Origin of the sequence: Micromonospora sp. NPDC000316, assembly GCF_042898885.1 — a bacterium.
Lineage (GTDB): Bacteria > Actinomycetota > Actinomycetes > Mycobacteriales > Micromonosporaceae > Micromonospora.
The window spans coordinates 55,020-72,905 of record NZ_JBIAZG010000012.1; the positions used below are offsets into that span (position 1 = coordinate 55,020).

The window sequence follows — 17,886 nt, forward strand, 5'->3', positions numbered from 1 at the left end:
AGCGAGGTTTGCCGATCTCCTCTACCCTAGGCGGCATGGGGGACGCTAACGGGCAGCCCACCCGCCGCGAGTGCTTTGTCATCGCTCCGATCGGCCCGGAGGGCTCCGAGATCCGCGAGCGCAGCGACCAGATCCTCGAATACGTCATCCGTCCGGTGGTCGAGGCCCGCGGATTCCAGGCGATCCGGGGTGACGAGATCGAACGCGCGGGCCTGATCACCTCACAGGTGCTCGACCGGATCATCCAGAACGACCTGGTCATCGCGGACCTCACCGACCAGAACGCGAACGTCTTCTACGAGCTGGCCGTGCGGCACGCACTGCGTAAACCGTTCGTGCAGTTGATGGCGAAGGACCAGCAGCTCCCCTTCGACGTGCAGGGCATGCGCACGATCCTGGTCGACCACAGAAATTTGCGCAGCGTGCACGCCGCCAAAGAGCAGCTGGGCCGCGCCATCGACTCGATAACCGACGACACCGACATCGTCACCCCGATGTCGGTCGCCCTCACCCTGCAGGACCTGCGCGGCTCGTCGAGCCCGCACGAGACCGGCCTGTCGCAGATCATCGAGACCCTGCCGCAGATGATGGACATCCTTCAGGACCTGCAACGGCACGTGGGCACCGCCGCCCCCGTCGAGCCTTCCGAGGCGGACGACCACCGACGGCTGCGCGGCCTCATCATGTCGTTGACCGAGCGCGGGGTGGTGACCGAACAGGACCTGACCGGCCTGCTCGGCGGGGCCAGCAGCAAGTTCGACAAGTGGGTCCAGAACCTCATCCAGCGCTCCAACGGCGCGCCGGTCAACCGTCCTGGCGGGCCAGTGTGAGGCGTCCCTCCTGGTCGTGACGCAGGCGACCACCTGTCACCGCCACGTGCAATGCGTACCGGAGAAGCTTGTCGATCTTTTCGGTACGGCGGCGGTAGCCGAGCCGTTCCAGGCCGGCGCGCAGCAGCCGCTCCTCGTCCATCGTCGGTACGCCGTGCAGCACGTGCACGAGAGCGTTTGCCACCTCCTCCGGCGGCACCTCCTCGAACGCGCGCTCGTTGCTGGCCTGGGTGACCCGGTACGCGCGGTACGTCTGCGGGTCGACACCTTCTGGCCAGGCGTAGCGGCCCACCGTCGGGTGGGTGTGGAGTCGGTGGGAGTCGACGAGCGCCAGCACGGCGGTACGCCTGTCCTCGCGTGTGCGGAGGAACCCGAAGCGGGCGAGGGCCAGTCGGGCGAGCCTGTGCTGTTCGACGGGGCCCTCGGCGTCGATGATCTCGCGGAGGGCGTCGCGCAGCAGGGCGCGTACGCGCTTGTCGGTGGCGAGCCCGTCGAGGTCTGCCTGGTCGCCGAGCGGCGTCGGGACGTACGGACGGAACGGGCTCACCGTGATGGTGTCGGGCGCGGGCGGGGTGGCGAGTGCGGTGACGGGCGCGGTCGCCGTACCCGATGGTTCTTCCTCGGTCACGAGGCGCGGCGGCTCGACGTCGCCGGGCGGCGGTGCGGCCGCTGACGGCTCGGGCTGCGGTTCGGCGGGCGCGGGGGTCTCGGCCCGGGTGACGGCCTCGTCGACCCGGTCGAGCATCGCCGACCGGTCGTGGATCCACGCCGGCAGCCAGAACCGCACGACCTCCGGCCAGCCCATGATGGACCGCAGGAGCGCCGGCGCGGAGTCCCGGTCGGCGACCGTCGGGCGGGCACTCCAGTCGGGGCCGTCGAGCATGACTGCCACCTGCCACCGTGGCGTTCCCGGCGTGCGTACGGCGATGTCGACTGTGAAGTCGGACAGGCCGTGCGAGGTGCGGACCTCGTGGCCCCGCTCGCGTAGCGCCGCGGCCACCTCGTCGCGGATCCGGCTGCGCCGCTCGGCGCGGTCGGTGGTCAGGTCGCCCAGCCGGTCGGCGCCGGCTGCCGCGAGTTCGCAGTACGCCCGCAGGTGCTGCGTGCCCAGCGCGGAGGTGCGGGACAGGTCGATGTCGGACGGGTCGAACGACGAGTAGAGCACGACCTGGCGGCGGGCACGGGTGATGGCGACGTTGAGCCGCCGCTCGCCGCCGGCCTGGCTGAGCGGGCCGAAGTTCAGCGGGAGCTGACCGGTCTCCGGGTTGGTGGAGAAGGCAAGCGAGAACAGGACGACGTCCCGCTCGTCGCCCTGCACGTTCTCCAGGTTCTTCACGAAGATCGGCTCCGGGGCCGCTCCGGAGAGCTGCTCACGGATGATCGGGTCGGTGCTGTCCTCCAGCAGGTTGAGGATGAGGTCGCGCTGCTGGATGTTGAAGGTGACGACGCCTATCGACTGGCTGGCGGTCGCCGGGTCGTGGAGGCGACGGGTGATGTCCGCGAGGATCGCCCGCGCCTCGACCTCGTTGGTGCGTGCGCCGCCCCTGTCGTACTGGCCGTCGACGCGCCGCCAGGTGACGCCTGCGGTGCTGCTGGCGCCGGGCGACGGGAGGCTGGACAGCTTGTTGTCGTAGTAGTAGCGGTTGGAGAAGGCGATGAGCGACTCGTCGTGGCTGCGGTAGTGCCAGGACAGCCAGCGCTGCGGCAGCCCCGATTCGACGGCCTCGCTGAGGATGCTCTCCAGGTCCTCCGGCACCGGGCCGTCGCCGTCGTCGACCTCGTCGGCGGTGTGGCTGGCCTGCATGATGCTGCTGGGCGGCATCTGCCGGGAGTCGCCGACCACCACCACGGCGCTGCCCCGGCCCATCGCGCCGATCGCCTCGGCCACCCGGATCTGCGACGCCTCGTCGAAGATGACCAGGTCGAAGCGTTGACTCCCCGGTGCCAGGAAGTTCGCCGCCGACGCGGGGCTGACAAGCACGCACGGCGTCAGGGCGAGCACCGCGTCCGGGTACTGCGCGAACAGCTCCCGGAAGGACCGCCCGCCCCGCTTGCGGCGAAGCTCCGCGGCGAACTCGGCGAACCGGCCACGCCGATCGGTCGGGCTGAAGGGCCGGCGACGAACCAGCACCGCCGGCAGCTGCGTCGGGAGCGCGGACCGTAGCTCACCGGCAGCGGCCTCGAACTGGCTGATCTCGTCGTCGTGCAGCTCCGGGTCGAAGTACTGCAGGCCGCCCGCGCGTACCCGCTCGGCCAGCGACGCGGCGGCGACGCCCCGGCGGTAGACCTCCTCGGCGAGGCGCGCGGGCAACTCGTCGCGCAGCAGTTGGTCCCGGTAGTCGGTGAGACCGGCCGAGGCGAGCGCGTCGGCGTGGCCCAAAACTGTCGCCCATCGACGCAGCGGAAACAGCTCCTCGGCCCGCAGCTCGTGCAGCCACACCGCGCCGTCGCGCTGCCAGGCGTCGACCCAGTGGACGCCGGCCGCCCACAGGGTCAACTCCGGCCCGGCCGAGCGCAGCACCCCGCGCCAGGCCCGCCAACGCGAGACGACCCGGTCGAGCACTGCCGCGTCGACGTCGGTGATCCCGCGATCGAACAGCTCCCAGGCCGCCGGGTGCCGGGCCAGGAGCGTCCGGCCGGTCCGTGTCGCCTCGACGGCCTCCGCGAGGCGTTCCTGCGCGTCCGGGTCGGTGGGCTGCCACGCCGGCAGCCGCAGCCCACCAAGCGTCACCGGCCGCTGGTGGAGGGCGGCGGCCTGCGCCTGGGCGGCGACGAGCCGACCGACCGTCACCTCCACCTGGTCGGCGTCGAGTGTCGCGCCGGCGACCAGGTGCACCGCCAGCCGGTCCGCGATCGCCTGCCGACGTTTGCGCTTGCCGAACAGCCGCTTCGCCACCTCCTGGGCCTCGGCGTGCCAGGCGGGCAGCTCCGGGCGGGCGAAGACGTCCGCGCGGAAGCTCGCGAGTTCACCGGCGAACCCCTGCCGGAACGCCGCGAGGTCCGCCTGGAGCCGGTTGGCCCCGTCGTCCCACAGCCGGTCGGCGGCCCGCACTGTGGTCTCCCGGTCCGGCAGCATTCGGCGTACGGCGAGCCAGGCGCCCGCCGCCAGGTCGCCGACGGCCTCCGGGTCGGGCAGCGTCCGCAGCACATCCATCAGGTACGGGTGGTCGGCGAGGTCGGCCCGCAGCGTCTCCAGCTCGGCGGCGATCTCGGTGACGGCGGCGCCGTGCAGCCCGTCGAGGCTGCGGCACCCGCTGAGCGCCCACGGGTGTGCGGCCCGGACGCGCGCCGAGCGTGCCGCCGCCGGGAACTCCCGCAGTGTCGTCTCGACCCGGGCGCGTACGTCGGCGGGCGCGTGCAGATAGCTCACCGGGATCGGGGCGACCGGGCCGTCGCCGTACGCCAGGGTCTGCTCGTAGGCCGACCAGAGCGACATCCCGACGGGGTTTGTGGTGTGCACCTGGGTGGGGTATTCGGTAAGTGGGACGAGCCGCGTCCGGTAGGCCGTCTCCACAGCCGTCCACGTGCCGTCGCCGCCGTGGTCCTGCTGGTCGAGGGCGTCGCGGAGCTGTTGGCGGATCGCGTTGAGAGACTGCTTGCGCCCGTGCAGGTCCAGCGCGAACGGCCCGAGGCCGACCTGCTTGAGACGGCGCTTCACCACCTCCAGCGCGGCCTGCTTCTCGGCGACGAACAGCACCGACCGGCCGGCGGTGACCGCTCGGGCGATCATGTTGGTGATGGTCTGCGACTTGCCGGTGCCGGGCGGGCCCTCCAGCACGAACGAGTGGCCGCGCTCGGCGCGCACGATCGCCTGCATCTGCGAGCCGTCGGCGGGGATCGGCAGGTGCAGGTCCGCCTCGTCGACAAGCACCTCGGCGTCGTCCGGGCGAGCCGGGTCGTCGAACGTGGCGCCGGACGACTCGACAAGGTGCCGCACGACCGGGTTCTCCAGGAACCGGGGCCAGTGGTCGGTCAGGTCCCGCCACATCTGGAAGGTGGAGAACTGCAACAGCCGCAGGCTCGCCGTCTCGTCGATGCGGTAGTTGAGCCGGTTGTCGACCAGGCCGGTGTTGATCGCGGCGAGCGTCTTGGCGATGTCGATGCCGTGGTCGTCGAGGACCGGCTGCTCCAACTCCGGGATCCGGACGCTGTGCTTGACCCGCAGCCACTCGACGAGGCAATGGTTGGTGCTGGCGGCCTCGGTGCCGTCGATGACAAGCGCGTACGGGCGACGGCCGCTGCCGCCCTCGATGCGCACCGGCAGGAGGAACAGCGGCGCGTACGCCTCTCCCCCGCTCGGCTTGGGATGCACGAGCGTGCCGATGGTCAGGTAGAGGTAGTTGCTGCCGGTCTCCTGCTCCATCGTGCGCGCCTCACGCTGGAGCGTGCGCATCACCGTCTTGTAGCGGGCTTCGGTGACCGCGCCGTAGACCCGCCGGTCGGTGCGCAGCTCCCGGGTCAGGATCTCCGCGTCGAGATCCTGCGCCCGGCGTGTTCCGGCCAGCTCGTGGACGCGACTGATCTCGTCCTGCGCGATGACCTGCACCTGCTTGCCGTCGTGGATCAGGTCGTCCAGCAGGGGTAGCGCGCCCGCCGGCACGTGCAGGTCCAGGCCGCGACCCCGCTTGGGCAGGTTGAGCAGCGGGTTGCGCAGACTCAGGTCGAGCAACGACTTCTTCCACTGCTGGATCCGCGCCGGCGAGCCGTCGGACTGCTGCGCCACCTCGTCGCCGTCGTCGGCGAGCTGCCGCACCTTCGCCGCCGCGACGCCAGGTGGAAGATCGAGCGACACGCTGATCCCGGGTGCCGCCTCGGCGTCCGTCGTAGCGGGCGTCACCAGCTCGTCGGCCGACGGCAACGGCCGAATCCCCGAACGGTGCGCCAGGTGTACGTCGACGACACCGTGCAGACGCTGGGGCTCGTCGCGGAAATGACCGAGTCCGGCCCGTACGGCCTCGGTGAAGCTCGCGGTCTGCGCGCCCGGCCCGATGCGCGTCAACTCGACAGGCACCGCCCGACCGGAATCGACCATCGAGATCAGCAGGTTGCTCTCGGTTACCGCGGTCGAGCCCAGCCGCTCCTCCTCCAGCAGGAAGCCACCGAAGGCGTGTCCTTCGCTGATGAAGACGAGCGGGTGCAGCCCCGCCGCCTCCAGACACGCCGCGTACGTGACGGACAGGTCGAGGCAGTTGCCGAGCCGCCCGGCCAGCACCGCCGCCGTCGTGCGTACCTTCTGCCCGCTGTTCTCGAACGACGCCGGCATCGTCTGGTAGGTGATCTCCACCTGGCGCAGCGCCTCGTACACGGCCCCGGCGATCAGCGACGCCCGCTCCGAACCCTCCTGGTAGCCCTGGAGCGAGCCGGAGCCCGTCCGCGCGAGCAGGATCTGCGTCGCCGCCCGCAGGACCCCGTCGACCGCTCGGGTGTTGGGCTGCACGAACGCCGCAAGCGTGTCGTACAGGGCGGGGCTGTTGAACCACTCGTTGTGCGCCAGCACCTCCGACGGGGCGGTGAGCGTCAACGCCTCGTCACCGGCCTCGACGGTGAGGCGATAGTCGACCGGGAACGCCTCGTCGGTGCCATAGAGCAGCCCACGATCCGGCGTGAAGTCCCGGAAGTCGTCCCAACTCGTGCTGGCCCCGGGCCGCAGAGGTGTGGTGACCGTGCGAAACCACGGCTCGCTCAACGCGCCGTCGGGGCCGCGCAGGTCAAGCGTCAGCGTGACGTCGGTCAACTCGACCGGGCCCCTGTTGACAAGTGTGAGGTGCCGGACCAGCGGCACCCGGTTGTGCACCAGGGCGGCGTTGATCGCCGGCTGCACCAGCAGCGCGACGGAGAGCCGGTCGTCGTTGGCGGTGAACTGTGCGAACACGCTGTCAGACATCGGCGTTCTCCAGGTGGCGAGACCAGCGAGGGCCAGCCTAGCGGTCGCCCGACCGGCGGAAAGCGCCCCGGCCGTCTGTCGTTTCGGCCACAGCACCGATGTCGGTGTGTCCGGGGATCGACCGTTCTCGTCGGGTGTCCGCAGGCAAAAACGCCGGTCAGGGCCTGAGACCCGGTTGTGAAGGTCCGCGTCGCCCAGCATGATCGTTCTTAGGCGCGGTGGGGACACCGAGTCGCCGAAGTCCCGGGCAGCACTCTCGGTGCTGCTGCGGTGACTGCCCATTGAGGAGGCGACGAGAGGATCTCATGCAAGGGGAGCTGCAACGCCTCGTCGACGCACTCGCCGCGTACGTGGGCCGACCGGCGCTAATCGAAGACCGCCGCCAGCGGGTGGTGGTCTACAGCGAGCACACGGGACTGATGGACGGTGTGCGAAAGACGTCGATCCTGCGTCGTCAGACCACCCCGGAGATCATGGCGTGGTTCCGGGACGCCGGCATCATGCAGGCCCGGACGCCGGTACGCACGCCAGCGTCGCGCGAGCTCGACCTGTTGCCCCGGGTCTGCGTGCCGATCCGCCACCAGGACTTGCTGCTGGGCTTCGTCTGGTTCATCGACCCGGACGGCACGATGGCCGACACGGACATCGCCGACACCGGCCTGATGAGCGAGCTGTCCCTGGCGCTGTACCGGGCGAACCTGCTCGGCGAGTTGGCCTCGCAGCGGGAGACCGAGACGGCGCGGGCGCTGCTCTCCGACAGCGGGGCGACCCGGGCCGACTCGGTGCGAACCCTGCGCGGGGCGGGCCTGATCACCGGAGACGGCCCGGCGACCGCGCTTGTCGCGCAACTGGTGGCGCCGGCCGCCGACCTGCCTGACGAGGTGACGCGCCTGGCTCTGGAGCAGGCTCTGGTCACCACCCGGCGGTGGATCGGCACCCGCGACGCCCTGCACCTCGTCCGCGACGACCACGGGGTCCTGTTGCTCTGCGAGGGGCGGGGCGGCGGGCGACTCTCCCCTGAGGTGGCCGCGAAGGTGCTCGACGACAACCTGCGCCAGGCGATCCGGGGGCTCGGCACTGTGGAGCGCGTGGTGGTGGGGATCGGCCAGACGCGTCCAGGGCTCGCCGAGGCCGTCGGCTCGTACGAGGAGGCGTTGCAGGCGGCGCGGCTGGGTGTCCGGTTGCCGGCGCTCGGCACCGTGGTGTCCTGGGAGGGGCTGGGCATCTACCGGGTGCTGTCCCGGTTGGATGGTTCGCACCTGGACGTCGCCGATGTCCATCCCGGACTGCAACGGCTGCTGCGAGGTGAGTCGAACCCGGTGCTGTTGGAAACTCTGGAGCGTTATCTGGATCTGGCCGGTAACGCGCACGCCACTGCCGAGCAGTTGCGGCTGCACCGCACCACGCTCTACTACCGGCTGCGGCGGATCGAGGACCTCGCCGACACCGACCTCAAGGACGGTAACGAGCGACTCTGCCTGCATCTCGCGCTGAAGTTGGGCCGGCTGACCGGGGCGTACCAGCCGACGGAGTGACGCCGGCGGGCGGGGCGTGTGCCGCCCCGCCCGCCGATGTCCTACAGCCCCGCCCGCACCGCGGCGGGCCGGCCGCCGACGATCGGCAGCTCGATCCGGCTGTTGTCGAAGTGCACGGTGATCTCGGCCCGGGTCTGCTTGGCCCGGCTGCTGTAGCCGGAGTACGAGCCGAGCAGGACCACGCCGATCTGGTTTCCTGCGGCGAAGACGTAGTCCTCGGGCAGCAGCGGCACCTCGACGGCGTTCTTCTTGCCCGGCACGAGCGGCTGGGACACGGAGAGCGACTTCAGGTTGAGGCCGTCGAGGATCCCCTTGGTCACCAGTTCCTGCGGGTTGGTGGCGATGGTCTTCTCGGCCTGCCGGTAGCAGGCGTTCTCGGCGAAGCCACCGAAGGTGGCCTGCTCACCCCAGCAGTCCTCCTCGGTCAGGGTGCGGATGCCGTCGCCGACGGTGCTGAACCGGGGCCGCGTGCCGTAGTCGACGAGCAGGCCGGCGAAGCTGGTGTCCTCGCCGTTCACCGACGCCTTGATCTTGACGATCGGCGACCCGGAGATGTGCAGCGGCGCCTTCAGCGGCTGGGAGAGGAAGACCAGCCGATTGGCGGTGTTCGCCTGCGGGTCCGACGGATGCCGGATCGCGTTGGCCTGGCTCATCGTCGGGGTGTCCTGGAAGGTCCGGGTCTCCTGGGATGCCTTGGGACCCTTCGGGCCCTTCGGGCCGTTGCCCGGCGTTGAGAGGACGAGCTCACCGGCAGCGCCGTCCACGCCCGGACGCAGCGCCACCGGGGTGGTCTTGGTGCCCGGGACCGGCCAGTTGCGGTGGGTCTCCCAGACGTCCGGCGCGCGCTCGATGTCGGCCATCGGTTCGTTCATGATGCCGTTGCGCACGTCGTACAGCCAGAAGTCGAACCAACGGTGCAGGGTGTCCACCCACTCGCCGCGACGGAAGTCGAACGGGTCGATGTGACCGGTGCCCGTCAGCCAGAGCTTGCGCGGCACCTTCTTCTCCGCCAGCGCGTCCCACCACTTGCTGAAGTGGTCGGCCCGGACATTGTCGTCGTTGATGCCGTGGACCACGAAGACGCTGGCGCGCACCTTGTCGGCGTTCGGAACGTAGTCCCGCTCGGCCCAGAACGGGCTGTAGTCGCCGGTGGTGTCGTCGCCGTCCACGCCGAGCTGCGCCCGCACCGGCGCGCAGTACAAACGCCGCGCCGGGTTGGTCACCGTGTTGGAGAGGCTGCCGGAGTAGTTGTTGGCCCGGGTGACCAGACCGTTGCTGCGCGAGTAGTCGTACCAGCTGGAGATCGCCGAGATCGGGACGATCGTGGAGAGCCCCTTGACGCCGCTGGCCGCCGCGGCGTTGGCAAGCGTGCCGTCGTACGACTTGCCGATCATGCCGGTCTTGCCGTTGTGCCAGTTGGCGACGACCTTCTTACCTGTGGCGTCGGTGCCGGCCCGGCGGCCGTTGAGCCAGTCGATGGCGGTCGGCGCGCTGATGTTGTCGGCGCGACCACCGGTGACCGGGCAGCCGGTCGAGTTGTTGGTGCCGATCATGTCGAGCAGGACCACCGCGTAGCCGCGCGGGACGAAGTAGTTGTCGTAGAAGAGCGGCCACTGGTCGTTGAGGCCGTCGCCGTCCAGGTCGGCCTTGCACTCGGTCTCGTTGCCCCGACACACAGTGGAGTAGTAGGGGCTGGCATCCATGATCACGGGCACCTTGAGCCCGGCCGCGCTGGCCTTGGGCCGGATGATGTCCATCGATACGATGTCGCGGGCACCGTCGCCGTCGGAGTCCACGTCAGACGTGACGAACACTCGCTCGCGGATCGCGTCGGCGTACCCGAAGACCGGCTGGGTGACACCGTGCTGAATGACCGGCTTGTTCCGGTCCTTCGTCGGGTGCGCCGTCGCGGTTGCCGCCGGCAGGCCGACGGCGATGGCCGCGACGACCACCACCGACGCTCGCCACCAGCTCTTTGTAGTTCGCATCGTGCTCCTTCTCATCTCCGGCACCGGCCGTGGACCCGGTCGTCGGAAGCGAGGTGACGGGCCGGCGGTGCGGCAGTTGCCTCGCACCCTAAGAACCAATCGACAGGTGATCATCAGACAGATGCGGAAGGGTGACCGCCGTCCGGTCCTACGTCTGTCGCATCTCGACAGACGTAGGGCCGGACGACTGGTGATTTCGACAGGTGCCCGATGACGTGCCGGCCGCCTGACCATAGGTTCGCCGCACCGGATCCGCCGGCCGAGCTGACCGTCACCCAGGGTCACCGGCGGAGCCCTCGGCGGCATCGGAGACGAGCGCGCCAACCGATTGCCGGGCGACGGGAAGGGCGGGACGTGCAGTTGTCGAGCCCGGCCGCGATCCTGCGGCTCATCGGGCGGTTCCTGGTGCCGGCGGCGTTCGCGGCGCTCTTCGCGGCACCACTGTGGTTCATGGTGGTCGGCTCGCTGCGCCCCGTCGGCCTGCCCCCACCTCGCACCCTCGAGGTGCTCCCACCCGAACCGACAGTGGCCGCGTACACCCGGCTGCCCGAGCTGATCCCGCTGTTCCGGTACCTGGCCAACTCGGCGCTCGTCGTCGCGATCGCCGTGCCGCTCACCGTCGTCGTCGCCTCGCTTACCGGCTTCGGGCTGCGGCTGATGACGCCGGTGGCCCGCCGCCGGGCCGTCCTGGGCCTGCTGGCGGTGCTCATGGTGCCGGTCACCGCGGTGTGGGCCACCCGGTTCGAGCTGTTCCGGCTGGCCGGCGTCGTCGACACGTACGTCCCGCTGCTGGCCCCGGCGCTGCTCGCCGGCAGCCCCTTCCTGGTGCTGCTCTACGCGTGGAGCTTCGGCGGCATCCCGGACACCCAACTCGGGGCGGCCCGGTTGGAGGGCGCCGGCTGGTTGACGATCTGGCGCCGGGTGGCGTTGCCGCAGGTGCGCCCGGCGACACTCGCCGTCGGCGTGCTCGCCTTCACGCTGCACTGGTCCAACCTGATCGACCCGCTGCTCTACCTGCAGAGCGGCGACCGCTACACATACCCGCTCGGCCTGCAGTTCCTACGGTTGCTGAACCCGACGGACTGGCCGCTGCTGATGGCCGCCTGTGTTGTCGCGACAGCACCGTGCGTTGTGGTGTTCCTACTCGCTCAGCGGATCCTGCTCAACGACGATCCGCTGGCGGCACTGAGATCTGGAGGTCGTAGGTGAGCACGTTCCGCGCTCGACGATGGGTTGCTCTGATCACCGCCGCGCTGCTGCTCGGCTACGCGGCCGGCTGCGGCGCCGGCGACCGCGCGGCCGACCGGCCGGCGATCACTGTCGTGCTCTTCGGCGACGCCGAGGAGATCGCCGGCTACCGCAGCCTGGTCGCCGCCTTCGAGCAGGCCCACCCGGACGTGCCCGTCAACCTCTCCCCCGTCGCCACCCAGGACGACCTGATGGCCCGCCTGACCACCTCGTTCGCGGGCGGGCAGCCACCCGACGTGTTCCTGCTCAACTACCGCCGCTACGGCCAGTTCGCCGCCCAGCAGGCGATCGAACCAGCGCAGGCGTACCTCGACCGCAGCACGGCGTTGAAGGAGAGCGACTTCTCCCCCCGGGCACTTGACGCCTTCCGGTTCGACGGCAAGACCCTCACCTGCCTGCCGCAGAACATGTCCTCCCTGGTCGTCTACTACAACGCCAACCTCTTCGCGACGGCCGGCGTGCCGCTACCCAAGGCGGGCTGGACCTGGGACGACTTCCTGGCCGCCGCGACCGCCCTGACCGGCGACGGCACGTACGGCGCGGGCGTGGAGCCGACCCTGCCGCGGCTGGCTCCGTTCATCTGGTCCAACCGGGGTGAGCTTGTCGACGACCCGGACAAGCCGACCACCCTGACCCTCACCGGCAACCCGGCCAGCCGCGCCGCCGTCGACTGGTTCCTCGACCTGCAACTGAAGCACGGCGTCGTGCCGCCGGACGCCGAGGAGCAGAGCGAGTCGAGCGAGTCCCGGTTCCTGCGGGGCAAACTCGGCATGTACCTCAACAGCCGGGTCGCCGTGCCGACGCTGCGCACCATCGACAACTTCACCTGGGACGCGGCGCCGCTGCCGATCGCGCCGGGCGGCGTACCCGCGTCGATCCTGCACAGCGACGCCTACTGCATGAGCGCCGGTCTGCCCAACCACGACCGGGCCTGGCGGTTCATCGAGTTCGCGATGGGCGGGCAGGGCCAGCGGATCCTCGCCGAGTCGGGCCGCACGGTGCCGTCCCGGCTCGACGTGGCCAACTCGCCTGAGTTCCTCGACCCGAAGCAGCCCCCTCGGTCGTCGCAGGTCTACCTCGACGCCGAGCCGCACCTGCGCGCCACCCCGCGCACCGGCACCTGGTCGCGGGTTGAGCGCGAGTCCGGCGGCCTGTTCGAGGAGGTCTTCTACGGCCGGGTCGAGCGCGAGAAGGGCTTGCGACAGATGGAGGAGAAGCTCCGGCCGCTCTTCGCACTCAAGGTGGGCGCCGGTGGCTGAGCGGGGCGTGATCCAGCTCGAGTCGCTCACCAAGTCGTACGGGAAGGTCGTCGCCCTCGGCGGCGTCGACCTGACGGTGCGCGCCGGCGAGATGGTGACCCTTGTCGGCCCGTCCGGCTCCGGCAAGTCGACGATCCTGCGGCTGATCGCCGGGCTGGACCGGCCGGACCGTGGCCGGGTCGTCGTCGACGGGCAGGACGTGGCGCAGGTGCCACCGCACCGCCGCGCGGTGGCAATGGTCTTCCAGGACTACGCGCTCTACCCCCACCTCACCGTCCGCGGCAACCTGACGTTCGGGCTGCGGGTCCGCCGCGTCCGGCGAGCTGAGGCCGATGAGCGGGCCAGGGTGGCGGCCGACCGGCTCGGCATCGGCGACCTGCTCGACCGCTACCCCGACGAGACCTCCGGCGGGCAGCGTCAGCGCATCGCCCTCGCCCGCGCGCTGCTGCGCGAACCGACCGTCTACCTGCTCGACGAGCCGCTGGCCAGCCTGGACGCGCCGCTGCGCTTCGCCACCCGCGCCGACCTGCTCACCCTGCACCGCGAACTGGGCACCACCACCATCCACGTCACCCACGACCAGGCCGAGGCGATGACGCTCGGCGACCGGGTAGTCGTCCTGAACCACGGTCGGATCCGCCAGATCGGCCCACCCCAGCAGGTGTACGACGAGCCGGCGGACACCTTCGTGGCGGGTTTCCTGGGCAGCCCGCCGATGAACCTGGTACCCGGCGGCGGCGTGCTGGGCGGCGCCACCGACACCACCGTCGGCGTACGCCCGGAGGATCTGAGCCTCGACCCCGACGGACCGGTGGTGACGACAGTCGAGGCGGTGGAGGCCCTCGGCAGCGAGGCGATCCTGCTGACCCGCTGCGACGACGGCACCCGGCTGACCGTCCGCACCGGCCCCCGACCCGGCGTGGGACCGGGCGAGCAGGTGCGACTGCGCGCCGACCCGGGGCGGATCCACCGCTTCGACGCCGACACCGGGCAACGCCTGTGAGCACCGGCCGGGTACGCCGGCCGCTGACCGCGTGGGCGTTCCTCGCGCCGTACGCGGTGGCCGTCGTGCTGCTCATCGCGCTGCCCGCCCTGCTCAACGTCGGCTACGCGTTCACCGACCACACCGGACTGACCCGCGACCCGCGGTTCGTCGGCCTGGACAACGTGCGCCGCCTGCTCACCGACGGGTTCCTCGGCGACAGCATCCGGGCCTCCGCGATCCACCTTGCCCTGGCCGTACCGCTGCGGCTGCTGGGCGCCATCGGGCTCGGCCTGCTGCTCGCCGCACCCCGCCCGGGTGGCCGCTGGTTCCGGGTCGCGGTCTACCTGCCGACGGTCGTACCCGACGTGGCCCTGGCCGTGCTCTTCCTGTGGGTGCTCAACCCGCTCTACGGCCCGCTCAACCAACTGCTCGGCCTCTTCGGCCACCCGGGCCTGAACTGGCTCGCCGAGCCCGGCTCCGCACGGCTGGCGGTGGCGCTGATGCTCGCGTTCCCGATCGGCGAGGGTTTCATCGTCGTGCTCGCCGCCCGACGAATGCTCGACGGGCGCCTGTACGAGGCGGCGGCGTTGGAGGGCTGCGGCCCGTTCGGCCAACTGCGCCGGCTCACGCTGCCGCTGCTCGCGCCGGTGCTGCTGCTGCTCGCCGTCCGCGACACGATCCTCACCCTGCAGGTCAACTTCGTTCCGGCGTACGTCCTCACCGACGGCCGGCCCGCCAACGCCACGCTCTACCTGCCGGTCTACATCTTCGACCAGGTCTTCGAATTCTCCGGTTTCGCCTACGGAGCCATGATCACGAGTGTCCTCATGGTGGTCACCGCGGTCATCATCACCGCGCTGCTGCTGATGGTGCGACGCTGGCGGGTGCTGCGCTGAGCGTGACATCCTGCGGTGGTGAAACTCCGGATCTTCGCCGCCGTCGCCATGCTTCCGCTGCTCGTCGCCTGCGGCGGCACCGACGCCGGGCCGCAGGCCACCGGCCGGGGGCCGGGCATGCTCGCGAAGCTGCCCAGCTGCGACCGGGTGCCGCTGGACGCCGACGCCGAGGTTGACCGCCAGGTTCCCGGTCTGCTCCTGCCGGATGGCGCACGGGTCACCTCGGTGGTCGAGCAGGGCGCCCTGACCACGGTCGCCGCCACCATCCGGATGACACCGCTGGACGTCCGCGCCCACTACGAGGGCCGTGGCGACATCGACCTGCTGCGCGCCGAGGACGAGGTGTTCGAGGCCGAGGTGCTGATGCGGGCGCAGCAACGACGGACGTATCTGCGCGCCACCGCGCTCTGCGCCAACGGCACGACGCTTACCGCTGTGGTCGGGCCGGACTCGGAAGAGGCGGGCCTGCCCGAGTTCCAGAGCGGCTGACCATCGACCCCGCTCGACAGCTGTCCTAATCGGACCCGTCGAGTCGCGACAGATGCTCGGTGACGCCGAACACTCCACTGTCTAGCGTGCGCTCAGAACCACTTTCGCGGGGGCACATGGCGCGCCGACAGGGAGAATACATGCGACTCACGCTCGTCCGAAGGTATCGCGGACTCGCGATGACAACGGGGTTGGGGCTGGTCATCGCGCTCGCGTTGACCGGCTCGTCCGTACCCCAACCAGTCCAGGAATCGTTGGCGACCAATTCACCCACCGGGCCGATGGAAGTCCCCGACGAATGGATGACCGCTCAGCGGATGAGCGACGGCAGCCGGGAACTCTCGGCCGCCAAGTACGTGAAGGCTCGCGGTGAGGCCCACAGCCTCAGCGTGCGCACCAACGCCCGCTACCGCCACCTGGCCGAGCGGGAGTGGAACTTCTTCGGGCCCAGCAACATCGGCGGCCGGGTCGTGGACATCGCCGTCGACCCGCAGGTCCCCGACCAGATCTTCATCGCGGCCGCGTCCGGCGGCATCTGGAAGTCCGACGACGCCGGCAGCACGTTCAAGACGGCCTGGCCGGACGACGGTACGCAGAGCATGGGCGCGGTCGCGATGACCAGCAAGGGCGTCCTCTTCGCCGGAACCGGTGAGGCCCAGCCGGGTGGTGGCTCGATCACCTTCGGCGGCGACGGCATCTACCGCTCGAAGGACAAGGGTAAGACCTGGCAGCACGTCGGCCTGAAGGACAGCCACGCCATCGGTCGCTTCGCCATCGACCCGACCAACGAGAACCGGATCTTCGCCGCCGCCAGCGGCAACCTCTTCGTACCGGGTGGCCAGCGCGGCGTCTACCTCTCCGAGAACGGTGGGGACAGCTGGAAGCAGGTGCTCGCGCCGCCGAACGCCACCACCGGCGCCACCGAGGTCATCATCGACCCGAACAACCCGAGCCGGATGTACGCGGCGATGTGGGACCACCTGCGTGAGCCGCACCAGCGCACCTACGGCGGGCTCGGCTCCAGCCTTTGGCGCTCCGACGACGCCGGCAACACCTGGTCGCGGATGACCAACGGCCTGCCCACCGACGCCGACCAGGGTCGCTGGGGCATCGCCGTCGCGCCGGACAACCCCCAGCGCCTGTACGCGTACGTCGGCACCGCACTCGGCCCGTTCCGTGCCTTCTACCGCTCCGACGACGGCGGCGACACCTGGGCGCAGACCCCGGTCACCGCCGGTCAGGCATCGCAGTCCACGTTCAGCTGGTGGTTCGGCAAGCTCTTCGTCGACCCCACAAACGCCGATCACGTCTTCCTCACCGGGGTCAACCTCATGCGGTCGACAAACGGCGCGCAGAGCTTCTCGTCCGTGGGCGGCATCCACGCCGACCAGCACATCCTGCGCTGGGACCCGAAGGCGCCCGGTCGGGTCTACCTGGGTAACGACGGCGGGCTCTACCGCTCCGAGACGAACGGCGCCGGCGGCTGGGTCAAGGCCACCTACGAGCCCTACACCCAGTTCTACACGGTGGACGTCGCGGAGACCGACCCGGTGCTGAAGGTCGGTGGCGCGCAGGACAACGGCTGCAACCGCGGCTACAACGGCGTCGGTGGCCCCTGGAACGCCATCGGCTGCGGTGACGGCCTCCAGGTGATCATCCACCCGCAGTACCCGAACATCGTCTTCGGGTGCAGCCAGTACGGCTCCTGCTACCGGTCGGAGAACTCCGGCGGCACCCCCCGCCAGACCATCGGCACCAACCAGACGACCTCGCAGCGCCGCAACTGGCTGACCCCGCTGCAGTTCGACCCGAGCGACCCGAACGTCATGTACTACGCCGGTAACATCCTGAACCGGTCGACGGACAACGGCCGCACCTGGGCGCCGATCAGTCCCGACCTCACCGGCGGCGGCCCCAACGACCCCAACGGCTACCCGTGGGGCACGATCACCAGCGTCGCCCCCGCGCCCACCGACGGCAACAAGATCTACGTCGGCACCGACGACGGCAAGCTGTGGTGGACCGACAACCTCGGGCAGAACTGGCAGCAGGTCGACGCCGGACAGCTGCCCGGTACCTGGGTCACCCGGATCGCGGTGAACCCCGCCGACAAGAACATCGCGTACGCCACCTTCTCCGCGTTCCGGTCCGGCAGCGACCGGTCGCACGTGATGGTGACCCGCGACGGCGGCCGTACCTGGAGCGACATCGGCCAGGGCCTGCCCGACGCGCCGGTGAACTCCATCGTCCCGACCGCCGATGGCCTGCTGCTGGTCGGCACCGACGTCGGGGTGTTCATGTCGGCGTGGAACGGCGGCGAGTGGGCCGCGCTGGGCACCAGCCTGCCGCAGGCGCCCATCATGTACCTGCGCTACCACGAGCCGAGCCGACAGCTCACCGCGGCGACCTTCGGTCGCAGCGTCTACGACCTCACCGTGCCGCGCTGCCCGGCGGCGTCGACGAGGCTGCCGCTCAAGAAGACAGGCGCGGGCGTGACTGGCGTCCTCTCCTCCTGCCGAGCAGGCTGATCAACAGGTAGTTCGTCGCGTCTGACGCGGCACGCAGGCCACCTCCCCGGGGCTCGGGAGGTGGCCTGCCTCGTTGACGCGTAGGCATGCCGACTTCCGGTGTCATCTGCGCGGCCGGCGGGCGCAGGGGCCGTCTCGGAGGAGGTAGCGGCCCTCGACCCGCGACCAGACGAGCACCCGGTCGGCCGGCGAGGATCTCCTCCATGCCGCCGCTACGCGGGATGCCGGTCATCCCACGCATGCC

10 protein-coding genes are annotated in these 17,886 nt (G+C 70.6%); 8 read left to right on the forward strand and 2 right to left on the reverse strand.

Annotated elements, in window-relative coordinates:
* Positions 1–35 precede the first annotated feature (35 nt).
* Positions 36–830: a hypothetical protein gene (locus ACFY2Q_RS21780; RefSeq protein ID WP_387133020.1), complete on the forward strand. Its 795-nt coding sequence runs from the start codon at positions 36–38 to the stop codon at positions 828–830.
* Here the strand turns inward: ACFY2Q_RS21780 and ACFY2Q_RS21785 are convergent.
* Complete coding sequence (locus tag ACFY2Q_RS21785) at positions 805–6,714, reverse strand: DUF4011 domain-containing protein (protein ID WP_387133022.1); 5,910 nt, start codon at positions 6,712–6,714, stop codon at positions 805–807. The genes ACFY2Q_RS21780 and ACFY2Q_RS21785 overlap by 26 nt on opposite strands.
* Before the next feature lie 305 nt (positions 6,715–7,019).
* Between ACFY2Q_RS21785 and ACFY2Q_RS21790 the strand changes: the two genes are divergently transcribed.
* Positions 7,020–8,249 (forward strand): PucR family transcriptional regulator, encoded by a 1,230-nt coding sequence (locus tag ACFY2Q_RS21790; protein WP_387133024.1) that lies wholly within the window; start codon positions 7,020–7,022, stop codon positions 8,247–8,249.
* Between the two features lie 41 nt (positions 8,250–8,290).
* On the opposite strand, the gene ACFY2Q_RS21795 is transcribed toward ACFY2Q_RS21790, so the two are convergent.
* Positions 8,291–10,237: a Xaa-Pro dipeptidyl-peptidase gene (locus ACFY2Q_RS21795; RefSeq protein ID WP_387133026.1), complete on the reverse strand. Its 1,947-nt coding sequence runs from the start codon at positions 10,235–10,237 to the stop codon at positions 8,291–8,293.
* Between the two features lie 354 nt (positions 10,238–10,591).
* Between ACFY2Q_RS21795 and ACFY2Q_RS21800 the strand changes: the two genes are divergently transcribed.
* The 6 genes from ACFY2Q_RS21800 to ACFY2Q_RS21825 all read left to right on the forward strand — a co-directional run bounded on the left by ACFY2Q_RS21800 (position 10,592) and on the right by ACFY2Q_RS21825 (position 17,642).
* The gene (locus ACFY2Q_RS21800) at positions 10,592–11,446 is read left to right on the forward strand and encodes a carbohydrate ABC transporter permease (RefSeq protein ID WP_387133028.1); all 855 of its coding nucleotides are present in this window, start codon (positions 10,592–10,594) and stop codon (positions 11,444–11,446) included.
* Positions 11,443–12,744 carry an ABC transporter substrate-binding protein gene (locus tag ACFY2Q_RS21805; protein ID WP_387133029.1) on the forward strand — a complete coding sequence of 434 codons (1,302 nt, stop codon included), beginning with the start codon at positions 11,443–11,445 and terminating at the stop codon, positions 12,742–12,744. Before ACFY2Q_RS21800 ends, ACFY2Q_RS21805 begins: the two co-directional genes overlap by 4 nt.
* Entirely contained in the window at positions 12,737–13,747 is a 1,011-nt protein-coding gene (locus tag ACFY2Q_RS21810; protein ID WP_387133031.1) for an ABC transporter ATP-binding protein, read from the forward strand. Before ACFY2Q_RS21805 ends, ACFY2Q_RS21810 begins: the two co-directional genes overlap by 8 nt.
* On the forward strand, positions 13,744–14,625 hold the full coding sequence (locus tag ACFY2Q_RS21815; protein ID WP_387133034.1) for a carbohydrate ABC transporter permease: 882 nt from the start codon (positions 13,744–13,746) through the stop codon (positions 14,623–14,625). Before ACFY2Q_RS21810 ends, ACFY2Q_RS21815 begins: the two co-directional genes overlap by 4 nt.
* 18 nt (positions 14,626–14,643) lie before the next feature.
* A complete protein-coding gene (locus ACFY2Q_RS21820; protein ID WP_387133036.1) occupies positions 14,644–15,114 on the forward strand; it encodes a hypothetical protein in 471 nt (156 codons plus the stop codon).
* Between the two features lie 179 nt (positions 15,115–15,293).
* On the forward strand, positions 15,294–17,642 hold the full coding sequence (locus tag ACFY2Q_RS21825) for a WD40/YVTN/BNR-like repeat-containing protein (RefSeq protein WP_387133038.1): 2,349 nt from the start codon (positions 15,294–15,296) through the stop codon (positions 17,640–17,642).
* Positions 17,643–17,886 lie beyond the last annotated feature (244 nt).